The organism is Perspicuibacillus lycopersici (genome assembly GCF_025660475.1).
Classification (GTDB): Bacteria; Bacillota; Bacilli; order Bacillales; family Caldibacillaceae; genus Perspicuibacillus; species Perspicuibacillus lycopersici.
On the sequence record NZ_JAOUSF010000006.1, the window covers coordinates 159,982 to 177,585 of the forward strand.

The following is a 17,604-nucleotide window of genomic DNA, read 5'->3' on the forward strand; positions in this document are numbered from 1 at the left end:
CTAAAAAACGCATAAATTTTCTATTGATTAAATTAAAACACATCATTCGGCATTTGACAATAAAATTACTAAAATTTTCTAACAAGTAATAAAAATAGAATAGTAGTAAGCGAGTAATCGTATTTTCAATGCTCACGGAGTGAATTGCTACAAAATGAAATCCTTTTCATTTATACTAGTTTTATAATACGACTCATTAGAAAGGCGTTGGTTGCTATGAAATATCGGAATCTTGGCAGTACGGATTTATCAATTAGTGCATTAAGCTTTGGTACATGGGCTATTGGTGGCTCGTGGGGAAGAACGAATGACGAAGAAGCTATCAAAGGATTACAGCGCGCAATGGAGTTAGGAGTTAATTTTTTTGATACAGCAGATGTTTATGGGGATGGCCATAGTGAGGAATTATTAGCTAAAGCTACAAAAGGAAAAGCAGATGAAATATATATTGCGACAAAATTTTGCCGTGCAGGGGATATCAATGACCCGGAAAACTATTCCGAACAAACGGTTCGAAAATATGTGGAAGGTAGCTTAAAGCGACTTCAGCGGGAAACGATTGATCTTTATCAGATCCATTGTCCACCATTTGAAATATTAAAAAACACAAATGTTTTTGAGGTGCTAGATACACTACAAAAAGAAGGGAAAATCCGCTACTACGGTGTCAGTGTCGAAACAGTTGAGGAAGGATTGTTTTGTTTAGAAAATCCTAATGTTCGCTCCTTGCAGGTAATCTTTAATCTTTTCCGGCAAAAACCTTTAGAGGCGCTTTTTCCTGCCGCTAAGGAAAAAGGTGTCGGCATATTGGCACGCGTTCCACTGGCAAGTGGATTACTAACAGGAAAATTCAAAAAAAATGCAAGCTTTGAAAAGGATGATCATCGCAATTTTAACCGAAATGGAGAACAATTTAATGTTGGGGAAACATTTGCTGGCATAGCTTTTGAGAAAGGTGTAGAGCTTGCGGAAAAACTGCAATGGATTGCAGAAAATCGGGGAAATATGACAAGAGCTGCTTTGCGTTGGATTCTTGATCAAGAGGCAGTCACTAGTGCAATACCAGGCTTTAAAAATGTAACCCAAATTGAGGATAACCTGGCAGCTATTGAAGTTCCGAGCTTTTCAAGTGCAGAGCTCGAAAGATTAGCGGAATTTTATCAGAAGGAAGTTCACTCCCATATTCGTGGAGCATATTAATAATAGACTAAAAACATAATGCTCTTTTTTCCGTACGATAGAAAATAAAGTACGGCTCTTTTTATATGTCCCTCATTTTCATGGTAAAATAATGAAAAATTATTAACGAGGTGGCAGTTTATATGAAATTAGAAAAAATACATCACGTTGCTATCATATGCTCTGATTATGAAAAATCAAAGAAATTTTATACCGAGGTTCTTGGTTTACAAATCGTTCAAGAGGTGTTCCGGGAAGAAAGAAATTCATACAAATTGGATTTGGCTATTGGAGATCATTACCAAGTAGAATTGTTTTCCTTTCCGGAATCACCCGCACGACCAAGCTATCCAGAAGCTTGTGGATTAAGACATTTAGCATTTGCTGTGCAATCGGTCGAAGAAGCTGTGGCGGAGCTAAAAGAAAAGGGAATCACAGTAGAAGCTATTCGAATGGATGAGCTAACGAATAAGAAGTTTGTCTTTTTTGCAGATCCAGATGGGCTGCCAATTGAACTTTACGAAATATAATTGGACATACATATGCTTCTATCTATGTAAAACTTGTCAAATCATAAGGAAATTTTTTTATTGAAATCATAAACATACTTTGCTAAAATCATTTGTTAAATAGCTAAATATGTTTTGTCTTCGTATAAATTTGGTAATACGGTCCAAAAGTTTCTACCAAACTACCGGAAATAGTTTGACTACGGAGAGCGTGTCCCTTTGATTATCATTGGAAAATATTAGGAGATACTTTGTACCCATATAGGGCTTCTGTGTATTCCTTTGGAGAAAAAGAAAATCCTTATTTCTATTCGAAATCATTCGTACGTCCTTCGGCAGTCAGACTCTAGTGAATACTAGAGTTTTTTTATTAGGAGTAAATTTTCAATAATTAGCTCTGGCTCCATTTAGACAGACAATGAATATATTCAAAGCCTAGTTATTATTTTAGGAGGGACATCAAAATGGAAAAAGAAAAAGAATTACTTCGTAGAAAGCTAGATGTTGCAAGTAAACGTGTACCGGCAGATGTAGTCATTAAAGGCGGTAAAATTGTAGATGTGTTTAATCTACAAATAAAAGAAGCGGATATTGCAATTGTCGATGGAATGATTGTCGGTATCGGAACCTTTGAAGGGGAAAAAATGATTGATGCAACTGGAAAATACATTGCTCCTTCATTTATTGATGGTCATGTGCATATTGAATCTTCAATGGTCACTCCAAAAGAATTTGCTAAAGTTCTTCTGCCACATGGTGTAACCACAGTTATTACAGATCCTCACGAAATAGCAAATGTGTCAGGCACGGAAGGAATTTCCTTTATGCTACAAGATTCGGAAGGCTTGGATCTAGATGTATTTGTTATGCTTCCTTCCTGTGTACCAGCTACTTCATTTGAAAATTCGGGTGCAGTTTTAAACAATGAACATTTAGAATCCTTTTATTCCCATCCTCGAGTATTAGGGCTTGCCGAAGTTATGGATTTGCCAAGTGTGGAAAATAATGAGGAACAAATGCTAAATAAGCTAGTATCTGCTAGTATTCATCGCAATCACATTGACGGGCATTGCGCAGGATTTGATGAAAATGATATTAATATATATCGTACTGCAGGCATTCAAACTGATCATGAAAGTGTTCAGAAGGCAGAAGTAGAAATGAGAATTTCTAGAGGGATGCATGTATTGATTCGGGAAGGTACCTCCACAAGAAATTTGGCTGAATTAATTCAAATGGTTACTCCCTATAATGCGAGAAGATTTCTCTTTTGTACCGATGATAAGCATATTGATGATTTAGTAATGGAAGGAAGTATTGATTTTAATATTCGTAAAGCAATACAACTTGGGATGGATCCATTACAAGCGATTCAGCTAGGCACATTAAATGCTGCAGAATGCTATTCTCTTTCCACAAAAGGAGCAGTTGCCCCGGGTTATCAGGCAGATCTAGTCTTTTTAAGTGATCTAGAAACAGTTCAAATATGGAAGGTAATGAAAGCTGGGCAAATCATTGTGGAAAATGGAAGCTATCTTGGCCAAATAAATGCACCGGGGAAAACTGAAACGAATCCGTCGCTGGAGAATTTATTAGATACAGTTTCCGTTGGAACGATAAATAAAGAAGATTTAAAGATATATATAGGAGATAATAATCGCGCGAACATCATCGGAATTATCCCGAATCAAATTGTAACGAAGAAATTAGTAGAAGAAGTAACTACAGAGGATGGCTACTTTATTCCTGATAGTGGAAGAGATTTAGTAAAATTAGCGGTCATTGAAAGACACCGCCAAACAGGGAATATCGGTTTAGGAATTGTTAAAGGTTTTGGTTTGGAGACGGGAGCTATTGCATCTACTGTGGCCCATGATTCTCATAATATCGTAGTCGCCGGGACAAATGATCAAGATATGTTAAAGGCAATTGAAGCAATTAAAGAAATGAAAGGTGGACTTGTTGTCATTAAAAATGAGGAAGTTATCGGTAAAATTGGATTGGAAATTTGTGGGTTAATGTCAAGTAAAGGACATGAGGTTGTGCTTGAGGAAGTAAAAAATATTTATCAAGCATTATACCAAATATCGAATGATCCTAATATTGGCCACTTCTTTATTACGTTGTCATTTTTAAGTTTACCGGTTATTCCGCAATTAAAGCTGACGGATAAAGGGCTATTTGATGTAACACAATTTAAACATATTCCTATACAAATATAAGCTTTTTTGAAATAGTGTTAAAAAGATGTTTACTCACTGGAGCAAACATCTTTTTTACTATAATTTTACTAAAAAAATATTGAATATTTATTTTGAATGTTTTATGATATAGCTATAAAGTATTTCTTAAATTATTAAACAATTGATTTTAAAAAAACTGAAAAAAAATTATTTATGTGGAGGTTAGAATCATGACGGTTGAGATGTTATCTTCGATTTTTTATGAAAAGTTTAGTAAAACAGATTTTCGGATGTTTTTCGCTCCGGGTAGAATTAACTTAATTGGTGAACATACCGATTATAATGGTGGTCACGTCTTTCCTTGTGCTATTACGTTCGGAACGTATGCGCTTACAAGAGAACGAGAGGATCAAATATGTCGATTTTATTCAGTGAACTTCCCCGAAATAGGAGTAATCGAATTTTCATTGGATGAGTTGAAGTATGATGAAAAGCACAACTGGGCAAATTATCCAAAGGGAATGATTCGCTACTTCCTTGAGGCAGGGTATCCGATTAATCAAGGTATGGATATATTGTATTACGGTAATATTCCTAATGGCGCAGGACTTTCCTCTTCTGCCTCTATTGAATTAGTTACCGGCGTATTGCTAGAGAATATGTTTGGCCTAACCATCGATCGAGTAGATATCGTAAAAATTGGGCAAAAAGTAGAGAATTTATTTATCGGGGTAAATAGTGGGATAATGGATCAATTTGCAATCGGAATGGGTAAACAAAATCATGGAATTTTGCTTGATTGTAATAATTTGCAATATGAATATGCCCCAATTAACTTAGTGAATCATCGGATTATCATTATGAACACCAATAAACGTCGAGAGCTTGCCGATTCTAAATATAATGAGAGAAGAGCTGAATGTGAAGAAGCTTTAAAGGTTATACAAAATTATACTTCAGCAGAATCACTTGGTAATTTGTCGGTGGCAGAGTTTACTAGTTTACAAGAAAATCTCCCGAACGAAATCATAAAAAAAAGAGCGAAGCATGCTGTATATGAAAATGAACGAACAATTAAAGCACTTCAAGCATTAAAACAGCATGATTTAGCAGGCTTTGGAAAGCTTATGAATGAATCACATATTTCATTACGAGATGATTATGAAGTGACTGGTATTGAGCTTGATACAATTGTGGAAGCAGCGTGGCAGCAAGAAGGCGTTATTGGTGCAAGAATGACAGGTGCCGGATTTGGTGGATGTGCGATTGCCATTGTGGAAACCGATAAGATTCCAGCATTTGTTTCCAAAGTTGGAGAAACCTACGAACAAAAGATTGGATATGCTGCAAGCTTTTATGATGTAACTATTGGTGATGGGGCTCGGGAATTACCAGTCGAAAGTGAAATAGCATAATAATGTGTGATTTTCTCTTTTTCATGAGATTTTTTCCTTCTAACTAATGTAATTACGCCATAATAAGGTAAAATAAACAAAGAGCTTTTGATAAAAACAATAAAAAGGATGATTATTATGAGTATTTTAGTATTAGGTGGAGCTGGATATATTGGGTCACATGCGGTTTACCAATTAATAGATCGTGGCTACGATGTAGTAGTAGTCGATAATTTACAAACAGGACATGAAAAAGCAATTCATCCAAAGGCAAAATTTTATAGAGGGGATGCGAGAGATCGTGCCTTTTTAAAAAATGTATTTTCAAGTGAAAAAATTGACGGTGTTATTCATTTCGCTGCGAACTCACTTGTTGGGGAGTCAATGGCAAATCCGTTAAAATATTACGATAATAATGTGTATGGAACTCAAATTTTACTGGAGTCTATGATTGAAGCAAATGTGAAATATATTGTCTTTTCTTCCACTGCAGCTACATATGGGGAACCTGAAGTTGTTCCAATTACTGAAGAAATGCCGACTGTTCCAACGAACACGTACGGAGAAACCAAACTAGCTATGGAAAAAATGATGAAATGGTGTGAAGCGGCATTTGGTCTTAAATTTGTTGCATTACGCTACTTCAATGTGGCTGGTGCAAGAACAACTGGAGAAATCGGAGAAGACCATGATCCAGAAACACATTTAATCCCGGTAGTATTGGAAACAGCATTAGGAAAAAGGGAACATATCACCGTATTTGGTGAGGATTATCCAACAGAGGATGGCACATGTATTCGCGACTATATCCATGTAGAGGATTTAATTGATGCGCATATTCTTGCCTTGAATTATTTGCAAGATGGTGGAGAAAGCAATGTCTTTAATTTAGGTAGTAATCAAGGATTTTCCGTTAATGAAATCATTGAAATGGCTCGAAAAGTAACGGGTAAAGAAATTCCTGCCAAAGTGGGAGAAAGAAGAGCGGGAGATCCGAGTGTTCTTATCGCTTCTTCGGAGAAGGCGAAAAAGGTATTAGGCTGGAATCCAACAAAGACAAATATCGAGCAGATTATAAAAGATGCATGGCAATGGCATTCCAATCATCCAAATGGATATGAGGACTGAAGGTGACAACATGAGGATTTATGAACTGGTTCAACAGCTTGTTAATGAAGGAGAGAAACGCCAGTTAATAAAAAAAGAAGATAAAATATATGTCCGTAATCAATTGTTAGCATTATTGCAATTAGATACATTTTCATTAGAACAGCCACTAACAGATTCCCAAGCAGTGAATGTGATGGATGAATTGGTGATTCCAGAGCTAGTCGAACAACTAGTGGAATATGCTTGTCAACACAATATAATAGAAGATTTCTTTGATTCCAAAGAAATCTTCTCAGCAAAAATTATGAACTGCTTTATTGCTCGACCATCTGAAATTAATGAAATATTCCGTCAAAAATACAAAGAATCGCCATCTGCGGCTACCAATTATTTTTATTCATTAAGTAAAAATAGCAATTATATCCAGATGAAGCGTATTCGGAAAAATATAAAGTATAAGGTTCCAACGGAGTTTGGGGAATTAGACATAACGGTGAACCTTTCCAAGCCAGAAAAGGATCCAAAGCAAATCGAAAAAGAAAAAAACAGTCCGAAACAATCAGGATATCCAACCTGTGTGCTCTGTGTTGAAAATGAAGGCTATGCAGGAAGACTTGGCTATGCAGCAAGATCCAATCATCGAATGATTCGAATTCCGCTTAAAGGGGAAAACTGGTTCCTGCAGTATTCACCATATGTATACTACAATGAGCATTGTATTTTATTGTCGGAAAACCATCGAAATATGCAAATTTCCCGGGAAACATTTCGTAATTTGTTACTGTTTGTCGAAAGGTTCCCACATTATTTCCTTGGGTCTAATGCGGATTTACCGATTGTTGGCGGTTCGATTTTATCTCATGATCATTATCAAGGTGGTTGTTATGATTTCCCGATGGCTAAAGCAACATCCGATTATTCCTTTACTTTAAACCGCTATTCAGAAGTGGAATGCTCTATTGTAAAATGGCCAATGACCGTCATTCGCTTACGGGCAAATCAGAAGGAAGAAATCATCGATGCTGCCAATTATATTTTAGGAAAATGGAAGAATTATAGTGATGAGCAAGTAAATGTTCTAGCATTTACGAATGATACACCGCATAACACAATAACTCCTATTGCTAGAATAAAAAATGGTAAATATGAAATGGATTTAGTTTTGCGGAATAATCGGACGAACGAAGAACATCCACTAGGAATATTTCACCCACACGCCGATGTTCATCATATTAAAAAAGAGAATATTGGTTTAATAGAAGTAATGGGTCTAGCGGTATTACCAGCTAGATTAAAAGAAGAATTAGTAGAAGTGGAAAAATATATACTTGAACAACCAAATAAGCTAAAAGAATATCATTTACCATGGGCAGAAAAATTAAAGCTACAGTATGCATCACAGTTAACCGAACAGAATGTTTCCGATATTGTTAAGGACGAAGTAGGAAAGATATTTTTGCGGGTGCTTCTTGATGCTAGCGTCTTTAAAAGAGATGCAAAAGGAAAGCAAGCATTGCAAGCTTTTATCCACCATTTGAACAATAATTATTATAGAAAGAAGTGAGGTTCTTCTATGAATATAGTTACTAAGGAATTTGGCATCATTAATGGGGAAAAAATTTATTCGTTTACTCTTGAAAATAACAATGGTATGCAATTAACATGTATTAACTTAGGTTGTATTGTTACGGAAATTAAAACACCTGATTCTAATGGCAACCTGGAAAATGTCGTGCTAGGGTATAAAACGGTAGAAGAATATTTGGAGAATAAAACCTTTTTTGGTGCGATTGTCGGACGAGTTGCTGGAAGAATTGCCAATGCACAATTTGAAATAGACAATAACCAATACTTCCTTCCGAAAAACGAGGGTAACAACCATTTACATGGTGGCATTAGTGGATTCAATGAAAAAATATGGCATGCAAAACCAATCGAGGCCGATCATGCTGTTGGAATTGAATTTTCTTATAGTAGTATAGACGGTGAAGAAGGTTATCCAGGTACAGTTAAATTATCTGTTACTTATTTATTAACAAATGATAATGAATGGGTCCAAACTATCAAAGGCACTACCGATAAGAAAACATTGCTTAATGTAACAAATCATTCGTTTTTTAATTTATCAGGGAATGCGAAAGCCGATATTTTATCTCATGAACTAACGGTTAAAAGTGATCAATTTCTAGAATTAAATGACCAGCTTTTACCTACTGGAAAAATGCTTTCAGTAGAAGGAACAGCATTTGATTTTCGAAATGGGCGCAAGCTAAATGATGGAAGGCTTTCCGAACATCCACAAAACCGATTAGCAGGTAATGGATATGATCATCCATTCCTATTGGCGGAAAATGAGCAGCAAGAAATCATTCTATTAGATGAAACGAGTGGAAGAACATTAACGGTAGAAACGAATCAGCCGTGTGTTGTAATATATACATCTAATCAAATGAGTGATGAGTTTACAACAAGTGAAGGTGTTCAAACGAAAAAATATTTAGCAGTTTGTTTAGAAACACAAGGACTACCAGATGCTATCCATCATGCGAATTTCCCTTCTGTCATGTTGGAACCAACAAGTGAATACAAGTCAGTGACAAAATATACATTTGGTGTACGGTAATGAATGTTCTTATTTTACCAGAGGGGAGGTTCAATGGATGACAACGATTAAAGATATTGCAGAAAAAGCAGGAGTATCAATCGCAACAGTATCTCGTGTGTTAAATTATGATACATCGCTTTCTGTGTCAAATGAAACAAGGAAACGTATATTTGAAGTTGCCGAAGAATTATCCTACAAAAAGAAATCAATAAAAAAAGGGGAATCTTTTTCGACAAAAATTGCGGTAGTACATTGGTATACGGAGAATGAAGAACTAGAAGATCTATATTATTTATCAATACGTTATGGGATTGAAAACAGATGCCGCCAACAAAATATTGAAGTGACAAAGTATTTTTACGATCATCTTGATGACAGTAAGATGGAATCTCCCCACGGAATTATTGCAATTGGAAAGTTCAGTGAGGCACAGGTCAATCATTTAACCACCTTTTCAGAAAATATAGTGTTCGTAGATAGTAATCCGAAGGAAGATTTTTATGATTCTGTTGTAATTGATTTCGAAAAAGTAACAATGAAAATAGTCGATTATTTGTTAAATAAAGGTCATGCAAAAATCGGCTATATTGGTGGTAGAGAAACCTATAAGGATCAATCGGCAACCATTGTGGACCTTCGGGAAAAAACCTTTCGAAGCTATTTACAAGAAAAGTCGCTTTATGATGAATCGAGTGTTTACATTGGAAGCTTTACAATCAATGATGGCTATTCCTTAATGAAGCAAGCAATTAATGAACATGGAGATCAGCTTCCGACCGCATTTTTTGCCGGAAATGATCTATTGGCAATCGGTGCAATTAAAGCATTATTAGAGGAAAATATTAGTGTTCCTGGCCGAGTAAATATGATAGGAATTAATGATATAAGTGTTTCCAAGCACATCTTCCCAGCACTTTCGACAGTAAGAGTACATACGGAAGCAATGGGAGAAACGGCAGTAGACACTTTACTTGAAAGAATTGCTGGAAGAACCATTCCGAAAAAAATATATATTGGTACAGAATTAGTAATACGTGATAGTAGTTTTTAATGGCTGTTTTCTAAAGGATTGTTGTTATTTCATGAAATAGGTTTATTAAAGGAAACGCTTTTAGCAGACTGAATACACGAAGGCTCCCGCAGGAAAGCGGAGTGTATTCAGTCAGCAGTCCTTCTAGAAAATGAAACAATCTATACGAAAACAGCCTTTCTAATAGAAACTATCGAATCTTTTACTTATTCTAAGGAAGTATTGGGCTGTTATTCGTTAATCGTTGCGAAAAAACAGCCCTTGTTTCATTTGTTGTATTGTCACTTCGAACTTTTTCCTCATTAATTATTCTTTCATTAAATCCATTCGTAAAGAAAAGAGTATAATTTATGAAATAACGAATAATTATTTTAATATATGATAAAATGAATTCGTTAATTTTCTTGGAGAGAAGGTTTCGTAGTTATGCTAGGATTATTTATAATTCTTCTGCTTGTTTTATTTTTACCGTTCACTATTAAATTTGTGGAACATAATTTAGAAATTTTCTTATTTGTGATGGGTTTAGCGGCAGCTATTATAAGTGGTGTTTTTAACCGGGAACTATTAGTACAAGCCTTGTTAGATCCAATTAAAATTACCGTTGCAGTGATAATTGCTGGTTTGCTATTTAAATGGTTTAGAAGGTTATTAGAAAATGGAATTCGTGCGATAAGTAATATGCTGCCATTCCGGCTATTTATCGCACTAATGGTCATTGTACTTGGATTAGTATCGAGCTTTATTACGGCGATTATTGCTGCATTAGTGCTTGTATTAATCGTTAGTGTATTAACATTAGACAAAAAATCCGAAATTCGCTTAGTAGTTATTGCCTGTTTTTCCATCGGTCTTGGTGCTGCGTTGACACCAATTGGTGAACCGTTATCGACTATTACGATTAGTAAAATGCATGAGGACTTTTACTATTTATTACAATTAGTTGGTCCTTATATTATTCCAGGGGTTGTGCTGCTCGGAATATTAGCTGCGATTCTCGTAAAACCTGAGAGGGGATTCGGATTATCGAATGAAGATAATATAGAATCATATGATGATATATTTGTTCGAGGAATAAAAATATACTTTTTTGTAATGGGATTAACCCTTCTTGGCGCAGGCTTTGAGCCATTGATTAACGAATATATAATTGGCTTAAGCTCTCATTTACTTTATTGGGTAAATATACTTTCTGCCATATTGGATAATGCTACGCTAGCGGCGGCAGAAATTAGTCCGGCAATGTCACCGGAATCTGTTAAAGCAGTATTATTAGGTTTATTAGTAAGTGGTGGAATGTTAATCCCTGGCAACATTCCAAATATTATCTCTGCAGGTAAGCTTAATATTACAAGTAAAGAATGGGCAAAAGAGGGACTACCTATTGGCTTTTCGATTTTAATTGTGTATTTTATCATTTTTTTATTTATTTAATTACAATGTAGGAGTAATGGGCTATATCGTGGGAAAAATGCATTCCTCATGATGTAGCCTATTTTTTTACTACTACTGAAAAAGTAAGTGCTACTTGCGATAAATTCAGTCCTTTCCTATTGGCAATTACGTGATAAGTAGATTAAAATGAGGATAGACAAATATTGATGGAATTTTTAAAAAAATATACATTGAAACTTTTTCAAATGTTTTTCGTAAATATACTATCAGGAAATTACCGTAGGATAAAAGAATTAAAGCAATGCTCGGCGGAGTGAAGGAGAAAAAATCGGATAATAATGGATATAGATAGTATCTATTTTAGAATGTATATGGAGTGAGTAAAGTGAAAGGATTTCTTCAATTTGTTTTACGGTCAATAGTTGCCACGATAGGAATGGTTGTAATTTGGCTGATTGCTTTTTTCGGAAATGATCAGCCCTATCTTGAGTCATGTCTATTTGCACTAATTGGCGGAGCAATTATCTATTATGTGATCAAAGCGATTACACATGTAAGTTTTATAAAACGGAACGGTTTAACGCGAAGTGAATATAGATTGGTACGGGAAAATTTGAAGGCTGCAAAAGAAAAAATCCAACGTTTGCATAAGGCTTACTTTCGAATTAGCAGCTTGACAAATGCGAAGCAGAATTTTGAAACGATGCGTATTGTTAACAAAATATACGCGATTACTAAAAAAGAACCGAGACGATTTTTCCAGGCAGAGGAGTTTTTTTATAACCATCTCGATTCCTTAGTCGAGCTCTCTGAAAAGAATGCATTTCTTGCTTCTCAACCTGCAAAAACTGCAGAGCTCCATGAATATATTAAAGATACACAGTTAACAATGAAAAAGCTTACAGATACGATTAAAGGTGATTTATACCGTATGCTGGAAAATGATATTGATACATTGCAATTTGAATTAGATGTAGCAAAGCAATCCATAAAGAAAAGGAACAATAAATAGTGCTTGGAGGTAATGGTAATGAGTAATCAAAATGAAACAAAGGCCTCTACTGAATTAGATGAGATGTTAGCAAATCCATTCGGTAGTCAGGATATGATACTACAGTCTAATCCAGTGGTTGATAATAAAGAGAAATCAAGAAAGCTAATGGATACGTTGCCAGAAGAGGGACGTAAGCGAGCAATTCAGTTAGCCACACAAATTGATCCCTATAATCAACAATCAATTGTCCTTTACGGTACAGAGGCACAAGCGAAATTAACTAATTTTTCATCCTCCATGCTAGAGCATGTAAAAAATAAAAGTGTTGGGGAAATCGGGGAGATCCTTACCGATCTCATGAAAAAGTTAGAACAGGTTAATCCAGAGGAATTACAGCCAGAAAAACGTGGACTACTATCCAGAATGTTTGGTAAAGTGTCAAAATCGATTAATGAAATCCTTTCAAAATATCAAAAAACTGGAGCTCAAATCGATAGAATTACGGTCAAGCTGGATCACTGTAAGAATACATTAATGTCTGATAATAAATTGTTGGAACAGTTATATGAAAAAAATAAAGATTATTTTCAGGCGTTGAATATTTATATTGCGGCTGGAGAGTTGAAATTAGAAGAATTACAAACAAAAACGATACCAGCATTACAGAGAAAAGCAGAAGAAACGCAGGATCAAATGGTATTTCAAGAAGTAAGTGATATGGTCCAATTTGCTGAACGATTGGAAAAACGTGTTCATGATTTGAAGCTGAGCCGACAAATTACAATCCAAAGTGCTCCACAAATCCGTCTAATTCAAAATACAAATCAGCAATTAGTAGAAAAAATTCAATCTTCAATTATGACTGCTATACCGCTTTGGAAAAATCAAATAGCAATTGCACTAACATTAATTCGCCAGCGAAATGCAGTAGCAGCACAGAAGCAGGTTTCCCAAACAACGAATGACCTATTATTACGGAATGCTGAAATGTTAAAAACAAATACAATTGAAACCGCTAAGGAAAATGAAAGAGGGCTTGTGGATATCGAAACATTAAAGAAAACACAAGAAAACTTAATCACTACATTAGAAGAAACATTACGCATCCAAGCAGAAGGTAGGGCAAAACGATACCAAGCTGAACAGGAACTAATAACAATGGAAGACCAACTAAAAGAAAAATTACTGGATATACGCAGATAACAGGAAAAAACAGTTTTCGAACAACGAAAACTGTTTTTTCTTTTGAATATATTTCCTATACGCTCGTTTAGAATGTAATACTTAAGAAACTTTTCTGCTATTATTCTGCAAGCCCATAGTAACTTTCAAAATTTCATGGAAAATACTAGTATGAAATGTAAGGAGTTTTGTTATAAACTTAATAGTTTGACAATATAATAAATTTTAAGTTAATATAAAATTTGTATTAAATACAAAGGGGATGGGTTATTTGAAAAAAATCAAGTCACTTTTATTGCTTTCTATTTTGATGGTATTAACACTTGCTTTAGCAGCGTGTGGATCAGACAGCAGTAATGGGGATGGAGATGGCGGTGGCGATGGAGACAAGCCGAAATTTTTACAAATGGTAACAGGTGGAACAAGTGGTACATATTATCCACTCGGTGGAGAAATTGCCCAAATTATTACAGATGAAACAGGAATTCAAACAGATGCTGTTGCTTCCAATGCTTCTGCTGAAAATGTTGCCTCCCTTCGAGATGGCGATGCAGAAATAGGATTCGTTCAAACGGATGTTATGGCTTATGCAGTAGAGGGTATTAATGCATTTGAAGGAAAACCTGTTGATAATGTGTTAGCACTTGCTTCATTATATCCAGAAACGATTCAAATTGTTACGGCTGCTGATTCCGATATTAATTCTGTTGAAGATTTAAAGGGGAAAACTGTTTCAGTTGGTGCTCCAGCATCAGGTACGTATGTTAATGCCGAGCAAATACTAGAGGTTTATGGTATGACAATGGATGACATTGATGTACAAAATCTTGACTTTGATGAATCAACGGGTGGAATTCAAGATGGAAATATCGATGCAGCATTCATTACAGCAGGTGCTCCAACTGGTGCAATCGAAGGGTTAGCTGCAACAACGCCAGTGAAGATTGTGCCATTAGAACAGGATAAAATAGCAGCATTAATTGAAAAATATCCTTACTATGCAGAGGACACTGTACCAGCAGGAACATATCAGTTGGAAGAGGATGTATCTACAGTTGCAGTGCTTGCGATGCTAGCTATTAGTGATAGTGTATCGGAAGATGTTGCCTATGATATTACAAAGGCAATCTTTGAAAATGCCGATTCATTAACACACGCAAAAGCAGAATATATTACGTTAGAATCTGCTTTAGACGGTATTGGCATGAAATTACATCCAGGTGCTGAAAAATATTATAAAGAGCAAGGAATTATGGAGTAAGTAATTAAAATACGGATAACTTTTAATCACAAAAAGAAATAATGGAAAAACTGGCCGGCCTCCAAACCTATCTATAGGCATTTGTTGTTGCCGGTCACTTTATTATTAATGGATGAGCAACTTTTTTAGTGAAAAAAATTAGGTGAACTACATATGAAACGAATTCTTTCAAGGAAATCCAATCAACTAATAATCTTACTTTTCCTCGCGCTCCTTTTACTATTATTTTTTTTACCTTTCCAAAAAGCTCTAGTGTTTTATAAACAAAATACCAAGCATATTGCAGCCTATCTTCCAGTAGAAGCAGGGGATAAATTCCAAATTATTTTTAAACATTCGATCCACCTTACAGATGTTATTGAAAAGTATAAAGTAACCGACGACAACCGGATTCAGCAATATGAAATGGTGTATGAGCAATTTGGAATAGGAATGCCATCCAATGCAGAGGAAGGACAATCTTTTGTATATGAGGATGGAAAATATCATATAAAAGGTATTGATACTAAATTTGACTCGATGAATATTCGAAATGGGAAAGTTGTTTCCGAACATCGACTTGTCTGGGGGAAACAAGGGGAGCATATGGTTTGGTTTAATGATTATTTTATCCCAGGAGAGTGGTATAAAGTGAAAATTAAGCGATTATCGCTTTGGCAAGTGCTGAAAGGAGTGAAAATTCATGACGAAGCAATCAACGAATGAACAAAAATTATCCACAAAAGAACAGGAAGCCTTGCTTCAACAATATGATTCAGAAGCTGCAACTCGGAATGTAACAGGAAAAATAGCGATTGTTATTTTACTAATTCTATTAGCGTTCTCTATTTTCCAAATTTACACAGGTGCTTATAGGGTCTATACAGCATATATACAACGGACGGTCCATTTAGGATTTGCACTAGTTCTTATCTTTCTATTATTCCCAGCAAAACGGAATGGAAAGAAAAAAAACGTAATCCCATGGTATGACTATATTCTCGCAATTTTAGCTTTCGTAGCTTGTGCGTATTGGCCGGTATTCTATGATGAGTTAGTACAGCAGATTGGAAGAATAACCTCAGTACAAGTGATAATCGGAACAATTGCCGTACTATTAGTTTTAGAAGCGACAAGACGTGCAGTGGGGTTACCAATTACGATTATTGCAGTCGCCTTCCTGTTGTATGCATTATTTGGTCCATATATGCCAGGGATACTCGCACATAGAGGCTTAAATTTCAATCAGCTTATTAAATCGATGTTTTTTACAACGGATGGGATATTAGGGACGCCATTACAAGTATCCTCAACATATATTTTCTTATTTCTTCTATTTGGCGCATTTTTAGTGAAAACGGGAGTAGGAAACTATTTTAACGACTTGGCGATTGCGATAGCAGGGCGTAGAACAGGTGGACCTGCTAAAGTTGCCATTTTTTCTAGTGCATTACAAGGAACAATTTCGGGGAGCTCGGTAGCAAATACAGTTACAACAGGCTCCTATACAATTCCATTAATGAAAAGACTAGGCTATAATAAAAACTTTGCTGGTGCTGTAGAAGCGGCTTCTTCCACAGGAGGACAGATTATGCCACCGATTATGGGGGCAGCAGCGTTTTTAATGATTGAATTTGCCGGTGTACCATATTGGGAAATTGCAAAGGCAGCTACTATTCCAGCAATCTTATATTTCTCGGGAATTTGGATTATGACACACTTAGAAGCGAAAAAGCTTGGGCTACATGGTTTGCCAAAAGAAGATATTCCGAAAAAAATGGAAGTATTAAAAAAAGGATATCTTTTGCTACCGATTGTAGCAATTATTTACTTCTTATTTAGTGGAAACAGTATTGAGAGAACTGCGTTATATGGGATTGTCATTACGATTCTAGTAAGCTTATTTAATAAGGAAACAAGAATTACCCCAAGAAAATTTATCGAAGCATTAACTGATGGTGCACGTACTGCTTTAGGGGTTGCTGCCGCCACGGCTTGTGCGGGTATCATTGTTGGCGTGGTAACGAAAACAGGATTAGGATTAAAGCTTGGGAATGGGGTCGTGGATATAGCGGATGCAATTGCGAACAACCCTACTACCATTCTATTATTAACATTATTCTTTACAATGATTACTTCGATCATTTTAGGGATGGGATCACCGACAACGGCAAATTACATTATAACATCAACGATAGCGCTACCAGCAATCATGGCGTTAAATGATTCATTAGAATTTACAGTGCCTGTTCTTGCTGCACATATGTTTGTGTTTTATTTCGGTATTGTTGCCGATATTACACCACCAGTTGCGTTGGCAGCATTCGCAGCTTCTGGTATATCTGGCGGTGAACCAATTCGAACAGGGATTACTGCCTCTAAACTGGCAATAGCAGCCTTTATCATCCCGTATATGTTTATTTTTAATCCAGCGATGTTAATGATTGACGCAACAGTTTATAATCTCATATGGATTTTATTTACGGCAATTACAGGAATGATTGCCATTGGAGCAGGAATGATTGGCTTCTGGTATAAGAAACTTAACTGGTTAGAAAGAATTATTTCGTTAGTAGCTGGCTTTATGCTAGTAATACCAGAAGGAATGACCGATATTATTGGTTTAGTGATATTTATTGCAATGATTGTTTATCAAATGATTGTGAAACGTAACAATGACCAGGATATTACACCGAATAAATCACAACAAACAAGTCTATCATAACAATAATGGAATGGAGCACGAGTATACTTACTTGGGGCTCCATTCCTTGTTAATTCAG

14 protein-coding genes and 1 riboswitch are annotated in these 17,604 nt (G+C 35.7%); all 14 genes read left to right on the forward strand.

Annotated elements, in window-relative coordinates:
• The first annotated feature begins 216 nt into the window (after positions 1-216).
• The 14 genes from OEV98_RS16460 (at position 217) to OEV98_RS16525 (ending at position 17,546) form a co-directional block, all read left to right on the forward strand.
• The gene (locus OEV98_RS16460) at positions 217-1,200 is read left to right on the forward strand and encodes an aldo/keto reductase (RefSeq protein WP_263074444.1); all 984 of its coding nucleotides are present in this window, start codon (positions 217-219) and stop codon (positions 1,198-1,200) included.
• 122 nt (positions 1,201-1,322) lie between these two features.
• Positions 1,323-1,709: an SMU1112c/YaeR family gloxylase I-like metalloprotein gene (gloA2, locus tag OEV98_RS16465; RefSeq protein ID WP_263074445.1), complete on the forward strand. Its 387-nt coding sequence runs from the start codon at positions 1,323-1,325 to the stop codon at positions 1,707-1,709.
• Between the two features lie 100 nt (positions 1,710-1,809).
• A riboswitch (purine riboswitch) is annotated at positions 1,810-1,911 on the forward strand.
• Between the two features lie 241 nt (positions 1,912-2,152).
• Entirely contained in the window at positions 2,153-3,910 is a 1,758-nt protein-coding gene (gene ade / locus OEV98_RS16470; protein ID WP_263074446.1) for an adenine deaminase, read from the forward strand.
• A gap of 191 nt (positions 3,911-4,101) precedes the next feature.
• On the forward strand, positions 4,102-5,286 hold the full coding sequence (locus OEV98_RS16475; RefSeq protein ID WP_263074447.1) for a galactokinase: 1,185 nt from the start codon (positions 4,102-4,104) through the stop codon (positions 5,284-5,286).
• A 117-nt stretch (positions 5,287-5,403) separates the two neighbouring features.
• Complete coding sequence (gene galE / locus OEV98_RS16480) at positions 5,404-6,393, forward strand: UDP-glucose 4-epimerase GalE (protein WP_263074448.1); 990 nt, start codon at positions 5,404-5,406, stop codon at positions 6,391-6,393.
• Positions 6,394-6,403: 10 nt separating this feature from the next.
• On the forward strand, positions 6,404-7,939 hold the full coding sequence (gene galT / locus OEV98_RS16485) for a UDP-glucose--hexose-1-phosphate uridylyltransferase (protein ID WP_263074449.1): 1,536 nt from the start codon (positions 6,404-6,406) through the stop codon (positions 7,937-7,939).
• A gap of 9 nt (positions 7,940-7,948) precedes the next feature.
• Complete coding sequence (locus OEV98_RS16490) at positions 7,949-8,998, forward strand: aldose epimerase family protein (protein WP_263074450.1); 1,050 nt, start codon at positions 7,949-7,951, stop codon at positions 8,996-8,998.
• A gap of 37 nt (positions 8,999-9,035) precedes the next feature.
• Entirely contained in the window at positions 9,036-10,031 is a 996-nt protein-coding gene (locus OEV98_RS16495; protein ID WP_263074451.1) for a LacI family DNA-binding transcriptional regulator, read from the forward strand.
• Positions 10,032-10,436: 405 nt separating this feature from the next.
• Positions 10,437-11,444, forward strand: a complete 1,008-nt coding sequence (locus tag OEV98_RS16500; protein ID WP_263074452.1) for a DUF1646 domain-containing protein — start codon at positions 10,437-10,439, stop codon at positions 11,442-11,444.
• A 346-nt stretch (positions 11,445-11,790) separates the two neighbouring features.
• On the forward strand, positions 11,791-12,417 hold the full coding sequence (locus OEV98_RS16505; protein WP_263074453.1) for a 5-bromo-4-chloroindolyl phosphate hydrolysis family protein: 627 nt from the start codon (positions 11,791-11,793) through the stop codon (positions 12,415-12,417).
• Between the two features lie 18 nt (positions 12,418-12,435).
• A complete protein-coding gene (locus OEV98_RS16510; RefSeq protein ID WP_263074454.1) occupies positions 12,436-13,602 on the forward strand; it encodes a toxic anion resistance protein in 1,167 nt (388 codons plus the stop codon).
• Positions 13,603-13,852: 250 nt separating this feature from the next.
• A complete protein-coding gene (locus OEV98_RS16515; RefSeq protein WP_407676525.1) occupies positions 13,853-14,842 on the forward strand; it encodes a TAXI family TRAP transporter solute-binding subunit in 990 nt (329 codons plus the stop codon).
• A 153-nt stretch (positions 14,843-14,995) separates the two neighbouring features.
• On the forward strand, positions 14,996-15,547 hold the full coding sequence (locus OEV98_RS16520; RefSeq protein WP_263074456.1) for a DUF1850 domain-containing protein: 552 nt from the start codon (positions 14,996-14,998) through the stop codon (positions 15,545-15,547).
• Positions 15,525-17,546 carry a TRAP transporter permease gene (locus OEV98_RS16525; protein ID WP_263074457.1) on the forward strand — a complete coding sequence of 674 codons (2,022 nt, stop codon included), beginning with the start codon at positions 15,525-15,527 and terminating at the stop codon, positions 17,544-17,546. The genes OEV98_RS16520 and OEV98_RS16525 overlap by 23 nt, the downstream gene beginning before the upstream one ends.
• The last annotated feature ends 58 nt before the right edge of the window (positions 17,547-17,604 follow it).